This window comes from Nonomuraea sp. NPDC050691 (genome assembly GCF_040654455.1).
In the GTDB taxonomy this organism is placed as follows: Bacteria; Actinomycetota; Actinomycetes; order Streptosporangiales; family Streptosporangiaceae; genus Nonomuraea.
Window position 1 is genome coordinate 22,535 of record NZ_JBFAIA010000018.1, and the last position, 23,959, is coordinate 46,493.

21 protein-coding genes and 1 pseudogene are annotated in these 23,959 nt (G+C 71.6%); 8 read left to right on the forward strand and 14 right to left on the reverse strand.

Annotated features, from left to right (window positions below; translation table 11 throughout):
* Nucleotides 1-252: 252 nt before the first annotated feature.
* Nucleotides 253-732: a GtrA family protein gene (locus AB0H81_RS10660; RefSeq protein ID WP_358372179.1), complete on the forward strand. Its 480-nt coding sequence runs from the start codon at nt 253-255 to the stop codon at nt 730-732.
* Between the two features lies 1 nt (nt 733).
* Here AB0H81_RS10660 and AB0H81_RS10665 read toward each other — a convergent pair whose 3' ends face one another.
* The 9 genes from AB0H81_RS10665 to AB0H81_RS10705 all read right to left on the reverse strand — a co-directional run bounded on the left by AB0H81_RS10665 (nt 734) and on the right by AB0H81_RS10705 (nt 7,970).
* Nucleotides 734-2,011, reverse strand: a complete 1,278-nt coding sequence (locus AB0H81_RS10665; protein WP_358372182.1) for a HAMP domain-containing sensor histidine kinase — start codon at nt 2,009-2,011, stop codon at nt 734-736.
* Nucleotides 2,012-2,014: 3 nt separating this feature from the next.
* Nucleotides 2,015-2,683: a response regulator transcription factor gene (locus AB0H81_RS10670; protein WP_043620820.1), complete on the reverse strand. Its 669-nt coding sequence runs from the start codon at nt 2,681-2,683 to the stop codon at nt 2,015-2,017.
* A gap of 357 nt (nt 2,684-3,040) precedes the next feature.
* Complete coding sequence (gene bfr / locus AB0H81_RS10675) at nt 3,041-3,520, reverse strand: bacterioferritin (protein ID WP_358372184.1); 480 nt, start codon at nt 3,518-3,520, stop codon at nt 3,041-3,043.
* Nucleotides 3,521-3,536: 16 nt separating this feature from the next.
* Entirely contained in the window at nt 3,537-3,713 is a 177-nt protein-coding gene (locus AB0H81_RS10680) for a (2Fe-2S)-binding protein (protein ID WP_358372187.1), read from the reverse strand.
* Between the two features lie 110 nt (nt 3,714-3,823).
* The gene (locus AB0H81_RS10685) at nt 3,824-4,444 is read right to left on the reverse strand and encodes an MBL fold metallo-hydrolase (RefSeq protein ID WP_358372189.1); all 621 of its coding nucleotides are present in this window, start codon (nt 4,442-4,444) and stop codon (nt 3,824-3,826) included.
* A complete protein-coding gene (locus AB0H81_RS10690; RefSeq protein WP_358372191.1) occupies nt 4,444-5,529 on the reverse strand; it encodes an S-(hydroxymethyl)mycothiol dehydrogenase in 1,086 nt (361 codons plus the stop codon). Before AB0H81_RS10690 ends, AB0H81_RS10685 begins: the two co-directional genes overlap by 1 nt.
* Before the next feature lie 15 nt (nt 5,530-5,544).
* Nucleotides 5,545-6,579: an adenylate/guanylate cyclase domain-containing protein gene (locus AB0H81_RS10695; protein ID WP_358372193.1), complete on the reverse strand. Its 1,035-nt coding sequence runs from the start codon at nt 6,577-6,579 to the stop codon at nt 5,545-5,547.
* On the reverse strand, nt 6,576-7,088 hold the full coding sequence (locus AB0H81_RS10700) for a PH domain-containing protein (RefSeq protein WP_358372195.1): 513 nt from the start codon (nt 7,086-7,088) through the stop codon (nt 6,576-6,578). The genes AB0H81_RS10695 and AB0H81_RS10700 overlap by 4 nt, the downstream gene beginning before the upstream one ends.
* Before the next feature lie 60 nt (nt 7,089-7,148).
* Nucleotides 7,149-7,970 (reverse strand): biotin--[acetyl-CoA-carboxylase] ligase, encoded by an 822-nt coding sequence (locus AB0H81_RS10705; RefSeq protein WP_358372197.1) that lies wholly within the window; start codon nt 7,968-7,970, stop codon nt 7,149-7,151.
* Nucleotides 7,971-8,061: 91 nt separating this feature from the next.
* On the opposite strand from AB0H81_RS10705, the gene AB0H81_RS10710 reads away from it, so the two are divergent.
* From AB0H81_RS10710 to AB0H81_RS10720, 3 genes are all read left to right on the forward strand, one after another.
* Nucleotides 8,062-10,266, forward strand: coding sequence for an FdhF/YdeP family oxidoreductase (locus AB0H81_RS10710; RefSeq protein ID WP_358372200.1), 2,205 nt, complete (start codon nt 8,062-8,064; stop codon nt 10,264-10,266).
* Nucleotides 10,263-11,102, forward strand: coding sequence for a formate dehydrogenase accessory sulfurtransferase FdhD (gene fdhD, locus AB0H81_RS10715; protein ID WP_358372203.1), 840 nt, complete (start codon nt 10,263-10,265; stop codon nt 11,100-11,102). Before AB0H81_RS10710 ends, fdhD begins: the two co-directional genes overlap by 4 nt.
* 153 nt (nt 11,103-11,255) lie before the next feature.
* Entirely contained in the window at nt 11,256-12,365 is a 1,110-nt protein-coding gene (locus tag AB0H81_RS10720; protein ID WP_358372206.1) for an epoxide hydrolase, read from the forward strand.
* A 69-nt stretch (nt 12,366-12,434) separates the two neighbouring features.
* Here AB0H81_RS10720 and AB0H81_RS10725 read toward each other — a convergent pair whose 3' ends face one another.
* The 3 genes from AB0H81_RS10725 to AB0H81_RS10735 all read right to left on the reverse strand — a co-directional run bounded on the left by AB0H81_RS10725 (nt 12,435) and on the right by AB0H81_RS10735 (nt 17,501).
* Complete coding sequence (locus AB0H81_RS10725) at nt 12,435-15,056, reverse strand: phosphoenolpyruvate carboxylase (protein ID WP_358372209.1); 2,622 nt, start codon at nt 15,054-15,056, stop codon at nt 12,435-12,437.
* An 88-nt stretch (nt 15,057-15,144) separates the two neighbouring features.
* Nucleotides 15,145-16,713 (reverse strand): hypothetical protein, encoded by a 1,569-nt coding sequence (locus AB0H81_RS10730; RefSeq protein WP_358372212.1) that lies wholly within the window; start codon nt 16,711-16,713, stop codon nt 15,145-15,147.
* Nucleotides 16,710-17,501, reverse strand: a complete 792-nt coding sequence (locus AB0H81_RS10735; RefSeq protein ID WP_358372215.1) for an ABC transporter ATP-binding protein — start codon at nt 17,499-17,501, stop codon at nt 16,710-16,712. The genes AB0H81_RS10730 and AB0H81_RS10735 overlap by 4 nt, the downstream gene beginning before the upstream one ends.
* Nucleotides 17,502-17,537: 36 nt before the next feature.
* Here AB0H81_RS10735 and AB0H81_RS10740 point away from each other — a divergent pair, with 36 nt between their 5' ends.
* A complete protein-coding gene (locus tag AB0H81_RS10740; RefSeq protein WP_358372218.1) occupies nt 17,538-19,121 on the forward strand; it encodes an acyl-CoA carboxylase subunit beta in 1,584 nt (527 codons plus the stop codon).
* A 125-nt stretch (nt 19,122-19,246) separates the two neighbouring features.
* Here AB0H81_RS10740 and AB0H81_RS10745 read toward each other — a convergent pair.
* Nucleotides 19,247-20,206 (reverse strand): annotated as a pseudogene (locus AB0H81_RS10745) (RNA-guided endonuclease TnpB family protein); the annotation flags it as partial.
* Nucleotides 20,207-20,307: 101 nt separating this feature from the next.
* On the opposite strand from AB0H81_RS10745, the gene AB0H81_RS10750 reads away from it, so the two are divergent.
* Together AB0H81_RS10750 and AB0H81_RS10755 are read left to right on the forward strand one after the other, a co-directional pair.
* A complete protein-coding gene (locus AB0H81_RS10750; protein WP_358372221.1) occupies nt 20,308-20,508 on the forward strand; it encodes an acyl-CoA carboxylase subunit epsilon in 201 nt (66 codons plus the stop codon).
* A gap of 108 nt (nt 20,509-20,616) precedes the next feature.
* Nucleotides 20,617-21,558: an NYN domain-containing protein gene (locus AB0H81_RS10755; RefSeq protein ID WP_358372224.1), complete on the forward strand. Its 942-nt coding sequence runs from the start codon at nt 20,617-20,619 to the stop codon at nt 21,556-21,558.
* Between the two features lie 6 nt (nt 21,559-21,564).
* Here AB0H81_RS10755 and AB0H81_RS10760 read toward each other — a convergent pair whose 3' ends face one another.
* Complete coding sequence (locus tag AB0H81_RS10760) at nt 21,565-22,536, reverse strand: DUF5937 family protein (protein WP_358372225.1); 972 nt, start codon at nt 22,534-22,536, stop codon at nt 21,565-21,567.
* 97 nt (nt 22,537-22,633) lie between these two features.
* Between AB0H81_RS10760 and AB0H81_RS10765 the strand changes: the two genes are divergently transcribed.
* On the forward strand, nt 22,634-23,920 hold the full coding sequence (locus AB0H81_RS10765) for an MFS transporter (protein ID WP_358372228.1): 1,287 nt from the start codon (nt 22,634-22,636) through the stop codon (nt 23,918-23,920).
* The last annotated feature ends 39 nt before the right edge of the window (nt 23,921-23,959 follow it).

Consider the following 23,959-nt stretch of genomic DNA (forward strand, 5'->3'; position numbering starts at 1 on the left):
TCTGAGCCCGACATCGGCGCGCGGGACGCGCCGATGATCTGACTCCGCAGCGTAATACCCAAGATTCACATTTGTCCGGGCATAAGCCCATATTCATGGGGGTGTTGGTAGGGGCCCCGATCTTTCCCGCTCGGGACCGTGCGCGGGGTGTCCACCAGTACGCTGGAGTGGTCAGGCCCGGCTGCGGGCAATTGTCACGTACGCGGACACCTGGCAGTCAGGACGCGGAGCAGGAAGGACCGAGCCGGAGACGTGGATTTCATCAGGGTCCTCTACCAGCGGTTCTCGTCCTTGCTGCACGAGCTGACCAAGTTCGGGGTGATCGGGGCCGTCGCGTTCGTCATCGACACGGGCATGTACAACGCGTTCCTCGTCCTCGACTGGGGGCCGATGACGTCCAAGGTGCTCGCCACGGCCATCTCGGCCACCTTCGCGTACGCGGGCAACCGGTTCTGGACCTTCCGCCACCGCGAGCAGAGCGGGCTCCGCCGCGAGTACTTCCTGTTCTTCCTGCTCAACGGCATCGCGTTGCTGTTCGGCGTGCTGGTGATCGGTTTCACCAAGTACACCCTGCACCTGCACGACCTGTTCAGCCTCAACGTCGCCAACATCATCGGCGTCGGGCTCGGCACGCTGTTCCGCTACTGGTCGTACAAGCGGTGGGTGTTCCTGGAGGCCACGGAGCCGATTCCGGCGGAGCTGCCCGACGCCGAGGTCCGCCAGGACCGCTGAGTCACGCGGGTCCGCTGACCACCCGCGTCCGGTTGTTCTCGTCCGCGGGCCGCAGGAAGATCGCGAACGTCGCCGGGCGGCGGCGCACCAGCTCCAGCCGGCCACCGTCGGCCGCGGCCAGTGCCCGGGCGAGCGTCAGGCCGAGGCCCGTGCCGCCTCCCCCGCTCACGTTCCGCTCGAAGACCCTGGGCGCGATGTCGTCGGCGATGCCGGGCCCCTCGTCGGCCACCTCGATGACGATGTAGCTGTCGCCCTGCGTGGTCGTGACCACGACGGTGCCGCCGCCGTGGCGCAGGGAGTTCTCCAGCAGGGTGGCGATGACCTGCCCGAAGCCACCGGTGGTGGCCAGCGCCTTGAGCCCGCGGGTGCCCTCCAGCAGCAGGGTGCGGTCCAGGCCGCGGAAGACCGGCTCCCACTCGGTGATCTGCTGGATCAGCACCTCGTCGATGGCGACGGGCTCGGCCTGCGCGTGACGCTGGCGGCGGGCCGCGGCGAGCAGCTCGTCGATGACGGCCGTGAGACGCTCGGCCTGCACGATGGCCGCCTCGCCCTCCTCGCGGACCACCGCGGGCTGGTCGGAGGAGGCGACGATCTCCTCCAGCCGCATGGTCAGCCCCGTGAGCGGGGTGCGCAACTGGTGGGAGGCGTCGGTGGCGAACTCCCGCTCCCGGGTGAGCAGGTCGGAGATGCGGGTGGCGCTGCGGTCGAGCACCTCGGCCACCTGGTCCAGCTCGGGTATGCCGTACCGGTGTCTGCTGGGCCGGGCGTCGCCGGAGCCCAGCCGTTCAGCGATCTTGGCCAGGTCGAGCAGCGGCAGCGTCAACCGGCGCGACTGCACGATGGCCAGGCCGACGGCCACCGCGAGAGCCGCGACGGCGAGGGCCACGATCAGCAGCAGGCGCGCTCGGACGTCCTGCTCGACCTGGTCCCGGTCGCGGCTCACCCGGACATAGATGCCGTTCTCGGACTGGGCGTCCTCGGCCATCTGGTGGCCGGGCGGCGATGCCCTGCCGACGATGGTCGCCTTGGGAGGGTTCGCTCTTTCGTAGATCTGGATGTAGCGGCCGGGATACTTCTGTTCGAGCTGCTGAGGATCCAGCGGCGCCTCCTGGATGCGGGCGTACTCCACCTCCCCCACCAGTCGCGTCGCCTCCGCCCTGAGCTCCTGGGCCGCCTCGTCGACGATCAGGCGGCTGACCACGATGCCCAGGGGGACCCCCAGCAGCAGAACCGCGATGACCGCGACGACCAGAGTGGAGGTGAGCAGGCGGCGGCGCATCGCCTACTCGCGTTCGAAGCGGAAGCCGACTCCCCGGACGGTGGTGATGTAGCGGGGCTTGGCCGCGTCGTCGCCCAGCTTGCGGCGCAACCACGAGATGTGCATGTCGAGCGTCTTGGTGGAACCCCACCAGTTGGTGTCCCACACCTCGCGCATGATCTGCTCGCGGGTGACCACCTTGCCGGCGTCGCGCACCAGCACGCGCAGCAGGTCGAACTCCTTGGTCGTCAGATGCAGCTCCTTCTCCCCCATCCAGGCGCGGCGGGAGTCGGCGTCGATGCGCACGCCCTGGACCACCGGAGTCTCGGACGTGCCCCGCCGCAGCAGCGCGCGCACCCGGGCGAGCAGTTCGGCCAGGCGGAACGGCTTGGTGACGTAGTCGTCGGCGCCGGCGTCGAGGCCGACGACCGTGTCGACCTCGTCGACGCGGGCGGTGAGTATGAGAACCGGAGTGCCGTGTCCCTCGGCACGGATCCGGCGGGCGACCTCCAGTCCGTCCATTTCTGGCAGACCGAGGTCAAGGACGATCAGGTCGATGCCACCCGACAGAGCCCTTTCCAGGGCCTGCGGGCCGTCAGGGCTCACCTCAACCTGATAGCCCTCACGGCGCAGAGCGCGCGCGAGCGGCTCGGAAATCGAGGTGTCATCCTCGGCGAGAAGTACGCAGGTCATGAAGCGATCGTAGGACCTTAGGCGATCGTTTCCCGGGCACAGCGCACGGTTTGACTCGTCGTTGACCTATCCATTGACCTGGGCAAACGCTGATAAATATCGGTTAGCCGGGCTTAAATTACCGCGATTGGCGGCCGGCGCGCAGAATCAGATCCCGGGAGGGCGCGAAATGCCGTGTGGCGCGCGCGTTTCGCGCCCGGGCGTGTCGCGGAAGAAAAACCGCGAGAAATGTACGGTCTTGTTCTTTCCATCCCGCCACGCCCGTCCCGGAAATCACGCGAGCCTCTCCAGAAAACGGCGACGCCCGCCGGAGGAGCCCCGGCGGGCGTGTCGCGCGGCGGCGTGTCGCGCCACGGGTCAGACGCTCGGCGGCTCGGTGTAGCGGGCGAGGTAGAGCTGCTCCCCCAGGCTGTGGATGAGCGCCAGCTCCGTCTCGAGGTAGTCGATGTGGTGCTCCTCGTCGGCCAGGATCTCCTCGAAGATGCGGGCCGAGGTGACGTCGCCCTTCTCGCGCATGAGCTGGATGCCCGGGCGCAGCCGCTGCACCACCGCCAGCTCCACCTCCAGGTCGGCTTTCAGCTGCTCCTCGACGGTCTGCCCGATGTGCAGCGTGCCGAGCCGCTGGTAGTTGGGCAGCCCCTCGAGGAAGAGGATGCGGTCGGTCAGGCGCTCGGCGTGCCGCATCTCGTCGATCGACTCGTCGCGGGTGTGCTTGGCCAGTTTCGTGTAACCCCAGTTCTCCTGCATCTTGGCGTGCAGGAAGTACTGGTTGATGGCGGTGAGCTCCGCCGTCAACTGCTCGTTGAGCAGCTCGATGATCTGTTTGTCGCCCTGCATGGACGGGCCCCTCGTGCTATGCGGTCGTCAGTTCCTCAGACCGTTTCAGCATCGCACAGATTTTCCGGACACAAGAGGCACAGTCCCCACCGGCACCAGTGGTGTCGCGCACCTGGCGAGCCGTCCGCGCCCCTGAGGCGATGCAGTCGTGCACCTCGTTCTCGGTCACGGCACGACAGACACACACGTACATGCGGGGGACAGCCTCTCACTCTCTGGACAGCCGGTAGGTTAGGCAAACCTAAATGTAGCCCAGTTTGGTAAGGCTTGCCTACGTTACCTCCGCCACATCGAGGTAAGGCTTCAGTGACCTCTGGCCAGCCATTCCTCCAGGTGAGGCGCCTCCGCGCGGATCGAGGTGGACTCGCCGTGGCCGGTGTGGGCGACGGTCTCGGGCGGCAGCGTCAGCAGCCGGTCGCGGATCGAGGCGATGATGGTGTCGAAGGACGAGTAGGACCGGCCGGTCGCGCCGGGGCCGCCCTTGAACAGCGTGTCGCCGCTGAAGAGCACCCCGAGGTCCGGGGCGTGCAGGCAGACCGCCCCCGGGGAGTGGCCGGGGGTGTGCAGCACCTCCAGCGTGACGCCGCCCGCCTCCAGCTTCTCGCCGTCGGCCAGCGGCTCGTACGGCACCGCGTCGCCGTACACCTGCTCCCACAGCACCTGGTCGGCCGGGTGCAGCCGGATCGGCGCGCCGGTCAGCTCGGCCAGCTCCCGGGCGGCGTTGATGTGGTCGTTGTGGGCGTGGGTGCACACGATGGCGCGGACGGCGCGACCGCCGACGCGCTCGGCGATGGCCCGCGCGTCGTGGGCGGCGTCGATGACGACGACCTCGCGCGCGCCGCCGGCCAGCCAGACGTTGTTGTCGACGTCCCACGTACCGCCGTCGAGCGAGAACGTCCCCGAGGTGACGACTTTATCGAGCATTAGAGGATCACCACCGAACGCAGCACCTCGCCGCGGCCCATCTTGGCGAACGACTCCTCGACGTCGTCCAGCCCGATGGTCTCGGTGACGAACTTGTCGAGCGGGAGCCGGCCCTGGAGGTAGAGGTCGATGAGCATGGGGAAGTCGCGGCTCGGCAGGCAGTCGCCGTACCAGGACGACTTCAGCGACCCGCCGCGGCCGAAGACGTCGAGCAGGGGCAGCTCCAGCGTCATCTCCGGGGTGGGCACGCCGACGAGCACCACCGTGCCGGCCAGGTCGCGGGCGTGGAACGCCTGCTTGTACGTCTCCGGACGCCCGACCGCGTCGATGACCACGTCGGCGCCGAACCCGCCGGTGAGGTCGCGGACCGCCTCGACCGGGTCGTTCTCGCGGGAGTTGACCGTGTCGGTGGCGCCGAAGTCGCGGGCCCAGGAGAGCTTGCGGTCGTCCACGTCGATCGCGATGATCTTCGAGGCGCCGGCCAGCTGCGCGCCCAGGACGGCCGCGTCGCCGACACCGCCGCAGCCGATGACCGCGACCGAGTCGCCGCGCGTGACGCCGCCGGTGTTGAGGGCGGCGCCGAGGCCGGCCATGACGCCGCACCCCAGCAGGCCCGCGACGGTCGCCGGGGCCTCGGGTGAGACCTTGGTGCACTGTCCGGCCGCCACCAGCGTCTTGCCGAGGAACGCGCCGATGCCGAGCGCGGGCGACAGCTCGGTGCCGTCCTCCAGCGTCATCTTCTGGGTGGCGTTGTGGGTGGCGAAGCAGTACCACGGCCGGCCGCGCAGGCAGGCCCGGCACTGGCCGCACACGGCCCGCCAGTTGAGGATCACGAAGTCGCCCGGCTCGACCCCCGTGACGCCCTCGCCGACGGCCTCCACGACGCCCGCCGCCTCATGGCCGAGCAGGAACGGGAAGTCGTCGCTGATGCCGCCCTCGCGGTAGTGGAGGTCGGTGTGGCAGACCCCGCACGCCTGCACGGCGACGACGGCCTCGCCCGGCCCGGGATCGGGCACGATCACCTTCTCGACGGAGACTTCCCTGCCTTTACCTCGGGCGATGACGCCCCGCACTTCGTACGGCATGGCAGCCATCCTGCGTCAGGAGGATGATCGCCGCAAGAGATGGGGCCGCACCATGCCGAGGCCCCTCAGGTTTCTGCGCCGCATCGGGCGCACCTCGAAGCCCGGCTCGCCCGCCAGGCCCCCGGCGAGGCCCTGGGCGAGTCCCTCGGCCATGCCGGAGTCCACGACGATCGTGCCCGGCCGGGCGGCGGCGGTCAGCCGGGCGGCCAGGTTGACCGTGGTGCCGAACACGTCGCCCATCATCGGCACCACCGGCCCGTACGCCAGGCCGATGCGCAGCTCGGCCGTGCCGGCCAGGTCGAGCGCGATCGCGGCGGCACCCGCCGGCGTGGGCGCGGTGAAGAGCACCTCGTCGCCGAGGGTCTTGACCAGCCGGGCGCCGTGGGCCGCCACGATGTCGGCCGCGCGCGCCTCGAACCCCTCGACGAGGTCGGCCAGCTCCCGCTCGTCAAGCTCCCTGGCCCGCCGGGTGAACGCCACCAGGTCGGCGAACCCCACGGCCAGCGACACGCGGCCCAGGGCGGCCTCGGGACGCATGTCGGCCAGGGCGAGCAGGCGCGTGCCCGCGGCGGCGAGCTGGGCCCGCCAGACGTGCACGAGGAGCTGCTCGAAGTCGGGCAGCAGCTCGCGGGCCGTGGCGACCACACGGTCCAGCTCCTCGTCGGACGGCTCGCCCTCCGCGGGCAGCAGGTGGCCGATGATGATCTCGGCCTGCCACTGGGCGAGCCGGGCCGTGGTCTGGCCGAGGGCGCGGGCCATGCGGATGGCCGTGGCCTCGTCCAGCAGGCCGCGGTCGAGCATCTCCCGCACCCTCCCCAGCGCGGACACGTCGGCCTCGGAGAAGGCGACCGCGTCGTCGGCGAACGTGGGGAACCCCAGGGCGCGCCAGATCCGCTCGGCCAGCCGCTGGGAGACGCCGGCGCCGGCCGCGACCTCCGAGCGCGTGAGGCGGGCGGGCATCCCGGCCAGCAGCAGGCCGATCTCCTCGGCCGTCGGCCGGCTGGGCCTGTCCTCGGCCGCCGGCTCGACGTGCCTGTCCTCGGAGGTCAACGGCCGTCGAGGTCGCCGTCGGTGGCGTCCTCCAGGAGCCGGAACAGGTCGGCCCGGACCTCCTGGATGTGCGGGATGTCGCGCAGGACGATCTGCCCCCGGTCGCCCGCGGACTCCACGGTGAGCGTGCCGCAGCCGAGCAGCCGCTCGACGAACGTCTGGTCGGAGCTGACCGTGTTGACCTTGGCCATCGGGATCTCGTCGGTCGACTTGTTGAGCACCCCGGAGCTGATCGTGAACCGGTGCGTGGTCAGCACGTAGCCGGTGTTCTTCCACTGGAGGTACGGGACGAACGACCAGACGACCAGCAGGATGAGGGCGATCGCGTAGACGGCGATCCTGGCGTAGGAGGAGTACTCCCAGTCGCCCGGGATGAGGAACAGCGCCGCGCCCGAGGCCGCGGCGACGAGCACGAGCGCGGCCGCGGGGCCGATGAGGCGCTTCCAGTGCGGGTGGAAGGACCTGACGCGACGTTCACCCTGCGTGAGGTGATGGTCCGGGATGGTCATGCGCGTATCGTGCCACCTCGGGGGACGCGCGGCTACGCCGAGCTTCCCGAGGGCGCGCCGTCAGGCGGACGGGCGCAGGTGGACGACGTCTCCGGCGCTGAGCGTGTGGCTCTCGCCCTCGGCGGTGAGCTGGAGGCGGCCGCTCGCGTCGACGCCCGTGGCCCGGCCCGTCAGGAAGCGGTCGCCGGGCAGCTCGACCCGCACCTCGCGCCCGATGGTGGCGCTGGACGCCTGGTAGGCGGCGCGCAGCCCGGCCTTGTCGGCGTCGCCGCCGGCCTCGGCCCAGTCGGCGTAGTGGCTCTCGACCTCGCGCAGCACGGCCCGCAGCAGCGGGTCACGGTCGAGGCAGGCGGCGTCCTGGAGGGCCAGTGACGTGGCCGTCCCCACCGGCAGCTCGTCGGCGCGCAGCGACACGTTCAGGCCCATGCCGACGACCACCGCGCCCTCCACGCGCTCGGCCAGCACCCCGGCCAGCTTGCGGTCGCCGATGAGCAGGTCGTTGGGCCACTTGAGGCGCACGTCCACCTCGCCCAGCCGGCGCACGGCCGAGGCGGCGGCCACGCCGAACAGCAGCGGCAGCCAGCCGTGCGTGGCGATCGGCGGCCGCGGCCGCAGCAGCACCGACACGATCAGGCTCGAGCGGGGGGGCGCGCTCCAGGAGCGGCCGAGCCGGCCCCGGCCGGCCAGCTGCTCCTCGGCCACCAGCACCGTGCCCTCCGCGCCCCCCTGCTGGGCCAGGCCGGCCAGGTCGGCGTTGGTGGAGCCGGTGCTCTCGACCACGGCGATGCCCGTCCACAGGCTGCCCGGCCGGACGAGGGCGCGGTTGAGCGCCGCCTCCGACAGGGGCGGGCGTTCGAGATCGGAGTAGCGCGAGTCCGGCACCCGTCCATCTTCTCCGACGCGGCCCCCAGCGCTGACAACCGGGGTTCCCTCCCCTGGCGGAACGAGCCGGGCGGGGGAGCAAGATGGAGGGGTGAGCAAGCTTCTCGATCCACGCAACTGGGCGTCCTGGCGGCCGTTCGGCCTGGGCCTGCGCAAGCCGAACAACTACCTGGAGCTGCTGAAGGCGTTCCGCGCGGTCAAGGGACGCAGGAGGTACGCCTGGCGCATCCTCACCCAGGGCACGTGCGACGGCTGCGCGCTCGGCACCAAGGGCATGCGCGACTGGACCATGGACGAGATCCATTTGTGCAACATCCGGCTGCGCCTCCTGCCGCTCAACACGATGCCCGCCCTGGACGTCTCGCTGCTGCGTGACGTGTCGGCGCTGGCCGGGCGGCGCAGCGCGGAGCTGCGCGAGCTGGGACGCCTGCCGTACCCGATGCTGCGCCGCGCGGGCGAGCCGGGCTTCACGCGCGTCTCGTGGGACGAGGCGCTGACGATCGCGGCGGCCGGGCTGCGCGACGCGCGCTTCGGCGTGTACCTCACCAGCAGGGGCGTACCGAACGAGAACTACTACGCCGCCCAGAAGGCGGTGCGGGCGCTCGGCAGCAACAACATCGACAACGCGGCGCGCATCTGCCACTCGCCCTCGACGGTGGCGCTCAAGCAGACGATCGGCGCGGCGGCCACCACCTGCTCCTACACCGACTGGATCGGCTCCGACCTCATCGTCTTCATCGGATCCAACCCGTCGAACAACCAGCCGGTGGCGATGAAGTACCTCTACCACGCCAAGAAGGCCGGCACCCGGGTGGCCATGGTCAACGCCTACCGCGAGCCGGGCATGGAGCTGTACTGGGTGCCCTCCAACGCGGAGTCGGCCGTGTTCGGCACGAGGATCACCGACGAGTTCTTCGGCGTGAACGTGGGCGGCGACATCGGCTTCCTCAACGGGGTGCTCAAGCACCTGGTCGAGCGGGGCTGGGTGGACGAGAAGTTCGTGGCGGACCGTACGACGGGGTTCGAGCGGGCGCGCGAGGCGGTCGCCGGGCAGTCGTGGGAGGAGCTGGAGGCGCTGTCGGGCGCCTCGCGCGACGAGATGCTGCGGCTGGCCCGGCTGCTGGCCGAGGCCAGGTCGGCGGTGCTGGTGTGGTCGATGGGCATCACGCAGCACACCTTCGGCGAGGACAACGTGCGGGCCATCGTCAACGTGGCGCTCGCCCGGGGATTCGTGGGGCGCGAGCACTGCGGGCTGATGCCGATCCGGGGGCACAGCGGGGTGCAGGGCGGCGCCGAGATGGGCGCGTACGCCACGGGACTGCCGGGCGGGCTGCCCGTCACCCCCGGGAACGCCGCGCGGTTCACCGATCTGTGGGGCTTCGAGGTGCCCGCGGCGCCCGGCCTGACCGCGACCGACATGATCGACGCGGCCCACGCCGGCGAGCTGGACGTGCTGGTCTCCAGCGGCGGCAACTTCCTGGAGGTGCTGCCCGACCCCGCCTACTGCCGCGAGGCGCTGCGCCGGCCGCGCCTGCGTGTCCACGTCGACATCGTGCTGTCGTCCCAGATGCTGGCGCCGTCCGACGGCGACGTGCTGCTGCTGCCCGCGCAGACCCGCTACGAGATGACGGGCGGCGTGACCGAGACCTCGACCGAACGGCGGATCATCTTCTCGCCGGAGGTGGAGGGGCCCCGGGTGGGCGAGGCGTGGCCGGAGTGGAAGATCTTCACCGAGCTGGCGGCCCGCACGCGGCCCGCGCTCGCGCCGAAGGTCCGCTTCACGGGCACGCCCGCGATCCGGGAGGAGATCGAGCGGGCGGTGCCGTTCTACGCGGGCATCGCGGGGCTGGGCGCGTTCGGCGACAACGTCCAGTACGGGGGGCGGCGCCTGTTCGCCGACGGCCGGTTCCAGACCGCCGACGGGCTGGCGAGGTTCTCCGCCGTGCCGCTGCCCGCCCTGGAGCGGCCGGACGGGGCGTTCATGGTGGCCACGCGGCGGGGCAAGCAGTTCAACAGCATGGTCCACGAGCGGCTCGACGGCTTCAACGGCGCCACCCGCGAGGCGGTGCTGATGAGCGCCTACGACGCCGACCGGCTGGGCCTGCCCGACGGCACCCCGGTCGAGCTGCGCTCCGGCGAGCGCTCCTACCGGGGCAAGGTGCTGCGTGCGCCGATCGTGCCGGGCAACCTGCAGATCCACTGGCCCGAGGGAAACGTGCTGCTCGACGAGTCACGCCGCTCCCCCGACGCCCGGATCCCCGACTACAACGCGACGGCGACGGTGCGCCGGGCATGAGCGAGCGCCCCGGGCCCACCGCCCGCGTCCGCGTCCGTGAGCTGTCCGGCGGGATCACCCGCGACCGCCGCGACGACCTGGCCACCGAGGAGCCGCTGGAGATCCGGCTGACCTCGCTCGACGGCGCCCGCCGTACGGTGGCGATCACCATGCGGACGCCGGGCCACGACTTCGAGCTGGCTGCCGGGTTCCTGCACGCGGAGGGGCTCGTCTCGGCGGGCCGCATCGCGGCCATCGGCTACTGCACCGACGAGGACGTGCCGCCCGAGGCCCGCTACAACACGGTCACCGTACGGCTGCGCGGCCCGATCCCCGACCTGCCGGCGCTGGAGCGCCACTTCCTGACCTCCAGCGCGTGCGGCGTGTGCGGCTCGGCCAGCCTCGACGCGCTGCGCGACCGCTGCCGTCCCGTGCCGTCCGGGGCCGTCGAGCTGACGCCCGAGGTGCTGTACGGCCTGCCGGACCGGCTGCGCGCGGGGCAGGGCGTCTTCGGCAAGACGGGCGGGCTGCACGCGGCCGGCCTGTTCACCCCGGAGGGCGAGCTGCTGGCCGTACGGGAGGACGTGGGCCGGCACAACGCCGTGGACAAGGTGACCGGCTGGGCGGCGCTGGCCGGGCGGCTGCCGCTGGACCGGCACGTGCTCATGGTCAGCGGCCGGGCCAGCTACGAGATCATGCAGAAGGCGCTGGCGGCCGGGGTGCCGGTGGTGTGCGCGGTCTCCGCGCCGTCGTCGCTGGCCGTGGACGTGGCCAGGGAGTTCGGGATGACGCTGGTGGGGTTCCTGCGCGGCGAGCGCTGCAACGTCTACTCGGGTCACGAACGCGTCCGGGCCTGACGGGGGCGGCGCGCTCATGCGTGCTCCCGGCGCGGGCCATGGCCGCGGTCACGATCTCTGTGGATCGGACCCAAAATAGTGGAACAAATCATTCCGTTCTGCTATTCTGGAGACAGAACAAAGCGTTCCGTTCCTTTCGGAGAGGTGTCCAGCATGACCGCCAGCAGCGCCGAGATCCGCCCCTTCCGCGTCGAGATCCCCCAGGCCGAGCTCGACGACCTGCAGGCCCGCCTCGCGCTGACCCGCTTCACCGACGAGATCCCGGGCGCCGACCAGGGGGTCAGCGTCGAGCGGGTGCGGCGCCTGGTCACCCGCTGGCGCACCGGCTTCGACTGGCGCGCCCAGGAGGCCCGCCTCAACGCCCACCCGCAGTTCACCACCGAGATCGACGGCCAGCGGATCCACTTCCTCCACATCCGCTCCGAGAACCCGGACGCCCTGCCGCTGATCCTCACCCACGGCTGGCCCGGCTCGATCGCCGAGTACCTCAACGCCGTCGAGCCGCTGTCGCGCCACTACCACCTGGTCATCCCGTCGCTGCCCGGCTACGGCTTCTCCGGCCCCACCACCGAGACCGGCTGGGACAACCTCCGCATCGCCCGCGCGTGGGCGGAGCTCATGGCCCGCCTCGGCTACGACCGCTACGGCGCGGTCGGCAACGACGCCGGCTCCATGATCTCCCCCGAGCTGGCCCGCCTCGCCCCGGACCAGGTGGTGGGCGTGCACGTGACGCAGATCTTCTCGTTCCCCTCGGGCGACCCGGCCGAGTTCGCCGGCCTGAGCGAGGAGGACCAGGCGGGGCTGGCCGTGCTCGACTGGTTCTGGAAGGAGAAGGGGGCCTTCAACGTCCTGCACTCGCAGCAGCCGCAGACGCTCGCCCACGCCATCGCCGACTCGCCCGCCGGCCTGGTCGGCTGGCTCGCCCAGCTCTTCGACGAGGACCTGGACGACGACTTCGTGCTGCTGAACGCCGCCATCCACTGGTTCACCGGCACGGCCGGCTCGGCGCTGCGCCTGTACTGGGAGAACGCCCGCGCCCAGCAGAGCGCCCAGCAGGCCGGCAAGGAGCCGACGACGGTGCCGATGGCGCTGGCCATGGCCGAGGGCGACTTCCGGTCCATCCGCGCCTTCGCCGAGCGCGACCACGCCCGGATCGTCTCGTGGAAGACCCTCCCGGCCCCCGTCCACGGCCACTACACGGCCCACACCGCCACGGAGGCCCTCACCTCCGACATCCACGCCTTCTTCACCGGCCTGCGCTGAGCTCGGGGCTTCGAGGGCCCGGTCGCCTGGCGACCGGGCCCTCGGCGTTTCGAAAGAGACCCGGTCGGCTCAGCCGGTGTTCTGCAGGCCGGCCGCGACGCCGTTGACCGAGAGCAGGAGGAGCGTGGACAGGCGCTCGCGCTCGTGCTCCGACGGGGAGCCCGTGCGCAGGGCGCGCAGCGCGCGCAGCTGCAGGTGCGACAGCGCGTCCACGTACGGGTCGCGGAGCTGGACGGCCCGCGAGAGGACCTTGCGGTTCTCCAGCAGCCGCGTGTGCCCCGTCACCTCCAGCACCAGGCGCCGCGTCAGGTCGTACTCCTCCAGCACCTGGCGGGCGAAGTCGGGCCGGCCGCCCAGCTCCAGGTAGTGCTCGGCGATCGAGCGGTCGGTCTTGGCCAGCGACATCTCGGCGTTGTCGAGCAGCGCGTTGAACAGCGGCCACTCCTGGTAGGCGGCCCGCAGCTCGTCCAGCGAGCCGACCGAGGCGAGGCCGGTGCCCAGGCCGTACCAGCCGGGCAGGTTGACCCGGGTCTGCGCCCAGGCGAACACCCACGGGATGGCGCGCAGGTCGTCCAGCGAGCGCGGCGCGCCGAGCCCGCGGCGCGCCGGGCGCGAGCCGAGCCGCAGCGAGCCCAGCTCCTCCAACGGGCTGACCAGGCTGAACCACTCGGGGAAGCCCTGCGCCTCGGTCAGCGACCGGTACGCGGCCTCCGAGGCGGTGGCCACCCGCTCGGCCAGCGGGCGGAACCGCTCGGCGGCGGCGGCCGCGCGCTCCCCGAGCGTGGGCGAGGAGGCGAGCAGCACGGCGTTGGCCACCTGCTCCATGTGCCGGCGGGCGATCGCCAGGTGGCCGTAGCGGGCGAAGATGACCTCGCCCTGCTCGGTGACCTTGAACCGGCCGGCGACCGAGCCGGGTGCCTGGGCGAGCACGGCGCGGTTGGCCGGCCCGCCGCCGCGGCCGAGCGCGCCACCGCGGCCGTGGAACATGCGCAGCCGCACGTCGTGCTCCGCCGCCCAGGCGGTCAGCCGCTCCTGCGCCTCGTACAGCCGCAGCGTGGCGGCGGCGGGGCCGAGCTCCTTGGCGGAGTCGGAGTAGCCGAGCATGACCTCCATGCACCGGCCGGTGGCGGGGAGCCGGTCGCGCACCTGCGGGATGTCGAGCATGCCGGACAGCACGCCGGGCGAGTTGGCGAGGTCCTGGCCCGACTCGAACAGCGGCACCACGTCGAGTACTGGCGCCCGCGATCCGAGCGCGTGCTCGGCCAGCTCGTAGACGGCGGCGACGTCGTCCGCGCCCCGGGTGAAGGAGACCACGTAGCGGGAGCAGGCGCGTACGCCGAACCGCTCCTGGATCCAGCCGATCACCCGGATCGTGGACAGCACCTCCTCGGTGCGCTCCGACAGCTCGCCGCCGGCCCGGATCTCCTCCAGGGCCGCGGCGTGGACCTGGGAGTGCTGGCGCACCTCCAGCTCGGCCAGGTGGAAGCCGAACGTCTCGACCTGCCAGATGAGGTGCTGCAGCTCCCCGTACGCCTGGCGGGCGGCGTGGCGGGCCAGCGACTCCTGGGCCAGGCGCAGGTCGGCGAGCAGGTCGCCGGGCGACAGGTAGGCGAGGTCGAGGTCGCGGCGGCGGGTGGCGGCGATGCGGGCGGCCACGAACAGCAGCCACTGCCGGTGCGGCTCGCGCGGCGAGCGGGTGGCCAGCTCGGAGACCAGCTCGGGGTGCGCGTCCTCGGCCGCGGCGATGGCGCCCTTCAGCTCGGGCGAGGGCGGCGCGAACTGCGCGGTGGAGGTAAGGGTGCGGCCGATGCGGGTGGTGGCGTTCTCCAGCGCGGTCAGCACGTGCTCGGCGTGGATCTGCACGGCCTCGCGGGTGACCTTGGCGGTGACGTTGGGGTTGCCGTCGCGGTCGCCGCCGATCCAGCTCCCGTAGCGGATGAACGGCCGGGCGAGCGGCGCCCGGGTGCCCGTGCCGTCGGCCAGCGCCGCGTCGAGGGAACGGTAGACCTGCGGCACGACGCGGAACAGCGTCTCGTCGAAGGCGGCCATGGCGGTGCGCACCTCGTCGAGCGGGTCGAGCTTGCTCGGGCGCAGGTGGGCGGTGCGCCAGAGCAGGTCGATCTCCTCCAGCAGCCGCCGCCGGCTCTCCGCGCGCTCGGAGGCGCCGCGGCCGGGGGCGTTGTACTCGGTGAGCTGGCCGCTGATCCGCTGGATCGCGGTGACGACGGCCCGCCTGCGTGCCTCGGTCGGGTGGGCGGTGAGCACGGGGTGCAGCTCCAGGCTCTCCACCAGCTCGGCGACGCGGTCGGCGCCCAGCTCGTGGACGGCCTGCGCCAGCGACTCGCGCTGGACGCCGCCCTCGGTGTCGCGCTCCCGCAGGGTGCGGATGCGGTAGTGCTCCTCGGCGAGGTTGGCCAGATGGAAGTAGCAGGTGAACGCGCGGGCGATCTGGACCGCCCGGTCGATCTCCCACGCCTCCACCATGGCCGTGATCTCGTCGGCCGACACCTCGCCACGGCGCGCGGCGATGACCGCCTTGCGCAGGCGCTCGACGTCGGCCAGGAGGTCCTCGCCACCCTGCTCGGCGATGACCTGGCCGAGCAGCTTGCCGAGCAGTCGCACATCGTGCCGCAGCTCGTCGGGCATCTCGGTGACGGCGGCGCTGCGACGCTGGATCCCCTGGTCAATCATGCCTCGAAGGGTATCCAGTCGCCGCCGGAGGACGTAGCCCGGTCTCACCTAATGGACTAGACCACTGCTCACAGGGCTCGTCGCGGGCTCAGGTGGGCCTGGACACGGCGGCCACGAGCTCCGGCATCCGGGCGAACCCGATCGTCGTGCCCAGCCGGCGGCCGAGCGTCTCGATCAGCAGCCCGTACACCGGGGCGACGGCGCACAGCCAGACCAGCCCGAACGCGATCGGGATCGCGAGCGGCAGCGACAGGGCGAAGATCCCGGCGAACGCCCCCATGGCGGAGGCGAACGCCTGGCCGCCCTGTCCGGGGGCGGCTCCGGTGAAGGCGTTCATGCGCTCGGGCACCGTGTACGGGATGGTGACGCTGGTGACCGTGCCGACGCCGAGCCCGACGCCGAGCGCGCCCCACGCGGCGAGGACGGCCAGGGGGATCGCCCCGGGATGCCCGGTGAACAGCGACGCCGCCACGGCGATGAGGACGAGCAGCGGCGTAGCGGCGATGGCGCTCGCCAGGTGCCGGCCGGCCAGGTCGGTGCGGAAGCCGTCCTCGGAGCCGATGGCCACGACGTTCATCCAGAGGGACGGGCCGTCGATGCCGTAGACGTTGCCCGACTGGAGCGCGATCATGATGGCGGCCATCGAGGTGACCCCGATCGGCAGCCCAGGGCCGGCCCCGCCCGGAGTGTTGGAGCTGAGCGAGAACGCGATCGCGACGCTCACGGCGATCGCGCTGAACCACAGCACCCGGAAGCGCGGCTCCCGCCGGAGATACTTGAGCTCCTTGGCCACCACGGCCGCCAGCGGCCCGTCGGGCAGGATCCGGTCGGCCAGCCCGCCGCCCTCGCGTACGGAGGCGGTCTGGGTGGAGGCGTCGGGGGTGACCAGCGCCCGGTTCAGCGCCTTGATCCACAGCCAGGCGGCCAGCACGACGAGCAGCGCCACGACGGCGACCTCGGCCAGGCCGGCGAGCCCGCCGTCGGCCATCGCGTGGGCCAGCAGGCCCGGCGGCGTCCACCTCAGGACGTCAGCCGCGCCGCGCAGCATCGCGGCCGGGTCGCCGAGGTCGGCGTTGAGGAGCACGTTGGGCAGCTGGGCGAGCAGCACGACGAACAGCGCGGCCACGGCCAGCAGGTCGCGACCGCGCCGGGTGCGCAGCGCGCCCGACAGGGAGGTGGTGACGAGCCGGGACAGCACCAGGCAGAGGGCGAACTGCAGGAGCACGGCGACCAGCCCGATCAGCACGCCGCCCGGGCCGTCGGCCAGGCCGGCCGGCGCGCCGGCGACGACGATCAGCGTGGCGACCGGCCAGGCCCCGGTGGCCGACGCGGCGAGCAGGCCGGTCGCGAGCTCACGCGTGCGCAGCGGGAACAGCGACAGCCGCGCCGGGTCGAGCGTGTCGTCGAGCCCGAACGCGAGCAGCGGCACCGTCATCCAGCCCACCAGGATGGCGGTGTAGGCGACGACGACGAGGTCGGTGGCGAGGTCGCGCGGCGCCAGGCGCACCAGCGTCATGAGGCCGAAGCCCAGCACGGCGATGCCGGCGGCCATGACGAGGGTGAAGACGAAGCCGAGCTTGCGCTGGAGGTCGCCGCGCAGGGCCCCGGCGATGAGGCGGAGCTTGAGCTGCGCGAACAGCGCCGCCGTGCCGATCACGCCTCCTCCTGGACTGCTGGACTCGCGGGCTGGGAGCCGAGCCAGCTCAGCCCCGCGTCACCGGCGGCGCGCGGGCCGCCGACGAGCCGCAGGAACGCCTCGTTGAGGCTGTGCCCGCCACGCACCTCGCCGATCGGGCCCTGGGCCACGATGTGGCCGCCGCTCATGACCGACACCCAGTCGCACAGCCGCTCGACCAGGTCCATGACGTGGCTGGAGAAGATGACGGTGGATCCGGAGGCGGTGTAGCGGCGCAGCACCTCGGTGAGCGTGCTGGCGCTGACCGGGTCGACGCCCTCGAACGGCTCGTCCAGGAAGAGCACGGCCGGGTTGTGCAGCAGCGCCGCGGCCAGGCCGATCTTCTTGCGCATGCCGGTGGAGTAGTCGACGACGAGCTTGCCCGCCGCGTCCTCCAGGTCCATGACGCGCAGCAGCTCTGCGGCGCGCCGCTCGACGTCGGCCCTGGGGATGCCGCGCAGCCGGCCGCAGTAGAGCAGCAGCTCCCGGCCCGAGAGCCGCTCGAACAGCCGCAGCCCCTCGGGCAGCACGCCGATGCGCGCCTTGACCTGGAGCTGGTCACGCCACACGTCGAGGCCGCCGACCTCGGCGCGCCCGCCGTCGGGGCGGAGCAGCCCGGTGACCATGCTGAGGGTGGTGGTCTTGCCGGCGCCGTTGGGGCCGACGAGCCCGGCGAAACTGCCCGCCGGGACGACGAGGTCGACGCCCGCCACCGCGACCTGCGGTCCGTAGCGCTTGAGAAGGGCGTGCGTGCGAACCGCGTCCGTCATGGATCCACTCTAGGAGGAGGGATTACCCTTGCGCGCATGACAGCGGACGCCATACCAGAACTGCCCGACATCCACACCACGGCCGGGAAGATCGCCGATCTGGAGCAGCGGCTGGAGGAGGCGGTCCACGCCGGGTCCGCCGCGGCGGTGGAGAAGCAGCACGCGCGGGGCAAGATGACGGCCCGGGAGCGGGTGCTGGCGCTGCTGGACGAGGGCTCGTTCGTGGAGTTCGACGAGTTCGCCCGGCACCGGTCGACGATGTTCGGGCTGGAGCGGCGCAGGCCGTACGGCGACGGCGTGATCACCGGCTACGGCACCGTGGACGGGCGCCAGGTCTGCGTGTTCTCGCAGGACGTGACCGTGTTCGGCGGCTCGCTCGGCGAGGTGTACGGCGAGAAGATCGTCAAGGTGCTGGACATGGCGCTGAAGACGGGCTGCCCGATCATCGGCATCAACGAGGGCGGCGGCGCGCGCATCCAGGAGGGCGTGGTCGCGCTGGGCCTGTACGCGGAGATCTTCAAGCGCAACGTGCACGCCTCGGGCGTGATCCCGCAGATCTCGCTCATCATGGGCGCCGCGGCGGGCGGCCACGTGTACTCGCCCGCGCTGACGGACTTCATCGTGATGGTGGACCAGACCTCGCAGATGTTCATCACCGGCCCGGACGTGATCAAGACGGTGACGGGCGAGGAGGTCACGTTCGAGGAGCTGGGCGGGGCGCACACGCACAACACGAAGTCGGGCGTGGCCCACTACCAGGCCGCCGACGAGGACGACGCGCTGGAGTACGTCAAGGAGCTGCTGTCCTACCTGCCCTCGAACAACCTGGACGAGGCTCCGGTGTTCGAGACGGCGGCCGACCTGGAGCCCGATCCGGAGCTGGACACGCTGATCCCCGACTCGGCCAACCAGCCGTACGACATGCACCGGGTGATCGAGCGCGTGCTGGACGACGGGGAGTTTCTGGAGGTCCACGCGCTGTTTGCGCCGAACATCGTGGTCGGGTACGGCCGGGTGGACGGGCAATCGGTGGGCGTGGTGGCCAACCAACCCATGCATTTCGCCGGATGTCTGGATATCGACGCATCCGAGAAGGCTGCCCGTTTCATACGCACATGTGATGCTTTCAATATCCCGATCCTGACATTTGTTGATGTTCCGGGATTCCTGCCGGGTACAGATCAGGAATGGAACGGAATCATCCGGCGGGGCGCCAAGCTCCTCTACGCCTACGCGGAGGCGACCGTCCCGCTCGTCACAGTGATCACCCGCAAGGCGTACGGCGGCGCGTACGACGTCATGGGCTCGAAGCACCTCGGCGCGGACATCAACCTGGCCTGGCCGACCGCCCAGATCGCGGTGATGGGCGCCCAGGGCGCGGTCAACATCCTCTACCGGCGCGAGCTGGCGGCGGCCGAGGACCCCGACAGCGAGCGCGCCCGGCTGGTCACGGAGTACGAGGACACGCTGGCCAACCCCTACATCGCGGCCGAGCGCGGTTACGTGGACGCCGTGATCAAGCCGTCGGAGACCCGCGCCCAGGTGGTCCGGGCGCTGCGGGCGCTGCGCAACAAACGCGCCTCGCTCCCCGCCAAGAAGCATGGGAACATCCCGCTTTGACTTCCTCTCCACGCCTCAAGGCGGGGGATTCCAGCCTTCACAGGCTGGGGTTCCTGCTTCACCGGCGACTGCACCCGGGAGGACCCGGAATGTCTGACGTCACCTCCACAGGCCGACACGGCAAGACCTGCCGCCAGGATGTTCTTCGCGGCGTTGACGTCCCGGTCATGCCGGGTGCCGCAGGACGGGCACTGCCACGTCCGGATGCTGAGCGAGAGTTCGGCCAGCAGATGCCCGCACGCCGAACAGGTCTTGGAAGAGGGGTACCAGCGGTCGATCACGATCAGGTGGCGACCGTTCTTGGCCGCCTTGTACTCCAGCATGCAGCGGAAGGCGCCCCAACCGGAGTCGGAGATCGCTTTGGCCGGCTCGCGGTTGCGGACCATGTTCTTGACGTCGAGGTCTTCTGTCACGATCACGTCGTGGTCGCGAACCAGCCGCGCCGAGGTTCGGTGCAGGAAGTCGGTGCGGGACGAACAGACTTTACGGTGCGGGTTGATGATCTTCTCGAAATCCCTCACTCCGACGTCCACACCCACCATCGCGCCGGTCGCCGGAGCCGGTTCGGGGTCTTCGACGTCCACGGCGAAGGAAACGTACCAGCGCCCGCACGGGTCGCGCGACACGGTGACCGTGGTGGGTTCGATGGTCGCCGGGTCGAGGCCGGGCCAGGACCAGACGAACCGCAGCGGCGCGTCCATCTTCGCCAAGAACAGCCGCCCGTCTCGGTAGCGAAACCCCGAACGGGTGTACTCGGCGCTCCGCCGCCCTGTCCGGGACTTGTAACGCGGGTATCTGGCCCGCGCGGCGAAGAAGTTGGTGAAGGCGACCTGCTGGTGACGGATGGCCTGCTGCAGCGGCACCGACGACACCTCGTTCAGCCACGCCAGTTCATCGCTCGCTTTCATCGCCGTGAGATGGGCGTTGGCCTGGGTGAAGCTCGTTGTGACCCGCTCACCGTGGTAGCGGGCATGCCGCCAGGCCAGCATCCGGTTGCACACCACGCGTACGCAGCCGAACGTGCGGTTCGGTACCGCCGCCTGTTCGGCGGTGGGGTAGGCCCGCACCTTGTAAGCCGTACGCACGTTCGAAGCCTATCGAAAAGTACTGTCATAAACAGCACGGCGCCGTGTCGCGTTTCCTCCCCAGGGCTGAAGCCCGAAGTCTCCACGTTCAAGGAGTTTCGATGAAGCCGCATCTGAGGATCGTCCGGGGCGACGCCACGCCCGAGGAGATCGCCGCACTCGTGGCCGTTCTGGCCACCCGGGCGGCGCCCGCGCGACCGGCCGCCGCACCCGCTCCGCGAATGTGGCGAAACCCAGCTAGAAGCATGCGTAAGCCTCTGTCTCCGGGGAAGGCGGCTTGGCGGATGAGCACCCTGCCCTAGCGAGATCCCAGGAAACGGGTGTCAACTCCCCAGGGACTTGGGACTATCTAGAAAAAAGCAGGAGTATATAGTCGGCCGATCAACTAACGCTGCGGCCTGGAGGACATCATGGCCATCCCAGACCTCATGCCGCATCCTGTGGCGGCCAAGTACGCCGTCCTTGTGGATGTCGGTTATCTGTACGCCGCCGCGGGTGAAGTCCTGCTGGGGGCCAAGGAACGCAAAGAATACCGGGTGGCCGCGGACGAGCTGATCCAGAGTCTGCAGAAACACGCGATGGCCCGTATTTCCGGTGAGCTGCTGCGGATCTATTGGTATGACGCCGCCCGTGACCGCGTGCCCACCGTCGACCAGCGGGTCATCGCCCAGCTTCCCTGGGTCAAGGTCCGGCTTGGCAACCTCAACGCCCGCGGCCAGCAGAAGGGCGTCGACGCGCAGATCAGGAGCGACCTGGAGGCGCTGGCCCGCCACCACGCGGTGACCGACACCATCCTGCTGGCGGGCGACGAGGACATGGTGCCCGCCGTGGAGGCCGCCCAGGCGTACGGCGTGCGCATCCACCTGTGGGGCGTCGAGCCGCCGTACGGCACCAACCAGGCCGAGCGGCTCGTGTGGGAGTCCGACACCGTCGAAGTGATCTCCGCTGATTTCCTGAGGCCCTTTTTCAGCCGCGCTCCGCAGCCCGTCCCGGTCGCGCCGCCCGTGGCCGCGCCGTCGCCCGCGCAGGTGTTCGCCGGACGGGCGCCCACCAAGCCTCAGGTCAAGCCCGGCCAGGTGGCCAAGCTGGGGCCCAGCCGCCCGCGGGTGGAGGACGTCGGCGAGCACGTGGCGCAGAAGTGGATCCTCACGCGTGGCCGCGACAACATCCGCGACCTGCTGCCCGGGCCGATCCTGCCCACGGTCATCGACACGGAGCTGCTGATCGAGGCCGAGAAGGAGCTGGGCCATTCGCTGCGGCCCTTCCCGGAGGCCAGGGTGTGGCTGCGCGACGGGTTCTGGGCCCGGGTCTACCGGGAGTTCGACCTGGGGGTCGGCGTCAGCTCCAAGTGACCCGGCTCAGGATCGGTGCGTGAGGAGCGCCTCGGCCACCTCCGTGCGCGCGTAGAGGACGTACCTGCCGGTGCGGTGCGCCGTGCACAGGCCCGCGGCGCGCAGCGCGACGAGGTGCCGGCTCACGCCGGGCTCGGTCAGCGCGGTGCGCCGGGCGAGGTCCTGCGTGGAGGCGGGCTGGTCGAGCTCGGCCAGCAGCCGCGCCCGGGTGCGGCCGAGCACCGTGGCCAGCGCCTCGGGCGTGTCCACGGTGCGCCGCTCCCAGAGCGTCGCCACGCCGCGGGGCGGGTAGCGGACCGTCGGCTGGTACGGCGGCGTCGTGACGGAGAAGACCCGGGGCCAGGCGAACACGCACGGCACCAGCAGCAGCCCCAGCCCGCGCAGCGAGCGGACCCCTGAGGCGTAACGGTGCCGCAGGTGCAGCCGGCCGTCGCGCCAGGTGACCGCGTCGTCGAGGTCGGCCAGCATGCGGTCCGCGCCGCCCTCGGCCAGCAGCCTTGCCCGGCGCAGGATCTCGCCGTCGAGCAGCGACCTGATCCGCGGCCAGTACGGGGCGATCGCCGCCTCCCAGTAGGCGCCCACCTCCTCCGCCAGGCGTTCGAGGCCCTTGTCCGGGTCGTCGTACAGGGCCAGGACGCGCGGGGTGCGGGGGCCGCCCACGGTGTCGAGGTCGGAGCGGACACGGTCGCCGGCGGCGCGCATCGTGGCCAGCTCCGTCTCCAGGTCGGGCGTGGACGTGGACGGCGGGGTGCAGGTGAAGCCGGCGATCGAGATCGTGGGGACGGGCACCAGGTCGGACAGCAGCCGCCAGTCGACGTCCGCCAGGCGGCGGCGCACCTCCTCGGCCCAGGGCCGGAGGGCGGGGTGGGCGGCGGGGTCCTTGACCACGCGCACGCTGGTCACCACCTCGCCGAGGGGTGAGACGGCGAAGCGGATGTTGGCCATGTCCTGGGCGGTGAAGGTCAGGGTGAGGGTCATTGGATGAACGCCTCGCTTCATCGATAGCGCTATGCCCCGATATTTCAGCATCGTCGGGGGTATGGCCTCTACCTCCTCTCCCGTCGCTTCCCATGAGATGCCGTTACTGCGGCAGCGCGGCTTCCGCAGCCTGTACACCGCCGGAGCGGTCAGCGGGCTCGGCAGCCAGATCAGCCAGGTCGGTCTCCCCCTGCTCGCGGTCACGGCGCTCGGGGCGGGCCCGGGCGAGGTCGGGCTGCTCAGCGCGCTCGGCACGCTCACGGTGCTCGCGCTCGGGCTGCCCGCCGGTGTCTGGGTGGACCGCTCACGGCGGCGGAGCCTCATGGTCGTCATGGACCTGGCGCGGGCGGCCGTGCTGCTGTCCGTGCCGGTCGCCTGGTGGGCGGGATGGCTCGGCATGGGCCAGCTCTACGCGGTGGCGATGCTCGTGGGGGCCGGGACGCTGGTGTTCGAGCTGGCGGCCGTGAGCGTGCTGCCCGGGCTCGTCGGGCGTGACCGGCTGACGGCGGCCAACGCGCTGCTCGTCGGCACCTCGGCCGGCATGGACGTCACCGGCAAGAGCCTGGGCGGAGTCCTGGTGCAGGCCATGGGAGCGCCCGTGGCCCTGCTGCTGGACGCCCTCAGCTACCTGTGGTCGGCCGCCTGGCTGCGCCACGTCCCCGAGCCGCCGCCGTCCGGCCGGGCCGCCCCGGCCGGTCCGGACGGTCCGGACGGTCCGGGCGGTCCGGGCGGTCCTGCCGTCGGCCGGCACGACGGGAACCCCGGCACGCCGGCCGAGGGGATGGGCCGGCAGATCGCCGAAGGGGTGCGCTTCCTCGCCGGCAACCCGGCCCTCGTCGGGATGGCCGTGATGGGGGCGATGGCGAACCTCGCCTTCAACCTGTGCTCGGTGCTGCTGCCCGTCCTCCTGGTCCGGCAGCTCGGGTACCCGGCGTGGGTGCTCGGGGCGTTCCTGGCGACGGGCGGGCTGGGCTCGCTGGCCGGGTCGTTCGCGGCGCGCCTGTTCGGGCGCCGGCTCGGCGCCGGGCGGGCCACGCTGCTGGTCGGCCTCGCCACGACACCCACCACGCTGGTGATCCCGTTCCTGGACCGCGGCCCGTGGCTGTGGGCCGCGGCGGGGGCGTGGTTCGTGCTGGCGTTCCGCACGGGGGTCAACAACGTGCTGCTTGTCAGCGTGCGGCAGCGGATGACGCCGGACGGCATGCTGGGCCGGCTGAACGCCACGATGCGCCTCGTCCTGATCGGCGCCGTCGGGCTCGGGGGCCTGCTCGCCGGAGTGCTGGGCGAGGTGTGGGGCGTGCGGGCGTCGCTCTGGGCAGGCGCGGTGATCATGGCGTTGAGCTGGCTGCCGGTCGTCCTCTCGCCGCTGCGCCACCAGCGGTGATCTCGCCCCGCGCCAGGGTCTGATTTCCGCCACTCACCC

Coding starts and splice junctions, on each gene's coding strand:
- AB0H81_RS10665 (WP_358372182.1), bottom strand. CDS start 2,011: ATGCGCCGCCGCCTGCTCACCTCCACTCTGGTCGTCGCGGTCATCGCG.
- AB0H81_RS10670 (WP_043620820.1), bottom strand. CDS start 2,683: ATGACCTGCGTACTTCTCGCCGAGGATGACACCTCGATTTCCGAGCCG.
- bfr (WP_358372184.1), bottom strand. CDS start 3,520: ATGCAGGGCGACAAACAGATCATCGAGCTGCTCAACGAGCAGTTGACG.
- AB0H81_RS10680 (WP_358372187.1), bottom strand. CDS start 3,713: ATGTACGTGTGTGTCTGTCGTGCCGTGACCGAGAACGAGGTGCACGAC.
- AB0H81_RS10685 (WP_358372189.1), bottom strand. CDS start 4,444: ATGCTCGATAAAGTCGTCACCTCGGGGACGTTCTCGCTCGACGGCGGT.
- AB0H81_RS10690 (WP_358372191.1), bottom strand. CDS start 5,529: ATGCCGTACGAAGTGCGGGGCGTCATCGCCCGAGGTAAAGGCAGGGAA.
- AB0H81_RS10700 (WP_358372195.1), bottom strand. CDS start 7,088: ATGACCATCCCGGACCATCACCTCACGCAGGGTGAACGTCGCGTCAGG.
- fdhD (WP_358372203.1), top strand. CDS start 10,263: ATGAGCGAGCGCCCCGGGCCCACCGCCCGCGTCCGCGTCCGTGAGCTG.
- AB0H81_RS10720 (WP_358372206.1), top strand. CDS start 11,256: ATGACCGCCAGCAGCGCCGAGATCCGCCCCTTCCGCGTCGAGATCCCC.
- AB0H81_RS10725 (WP_358372209.1), bottom strand. CDS start 15,056: ATGATTGACCAGGGGATCCAGCGTCGCAGCGCCGCCGTCACCGAGATG.
- AB0H81_RS10735 (WP_358372215.1), bottom strand. CDS start 17,501: ATGACGGACGCGGTTCGCACGCACGCCCTTCTCAAGCGCTACGGACCG.
- AB0H81_RS10740 (WP_358372218.1), top strand. CDS start 17,538: ATGACAGCGGACGCCATACCAGAACTGCCCGACATCCACACCACGGCC.
- AB0H81_RS10750 (WP_358372221.1), top strand. CDS start 20,308: ATGAAGCCGCATCTGAGGATCGTCCGGGGCGACGCCACGCCCGAGGAG.
- AB0H81_RS10755 (WP_358372224.1), top strand. CDS start 20,617: ATGGCCATCCCAGACCTCATGCCGCATCCTGTGGCGGCCAAGTACGCC.
- AB0H81_RS10760 (WP_358372225.1), bottom strand. CDS start 22,536: ATGACCCTCACCCTGACCTTCACCGCCCAGGACATGGCCAACATCCGC.
- AB0H81_RS10765 (WP_358372228.1), top strand. CDS start 22,634: ATGCCGTTACTGCGGCAGCGCGGCTTCCGCAGCCTGTACACCGCCGGA.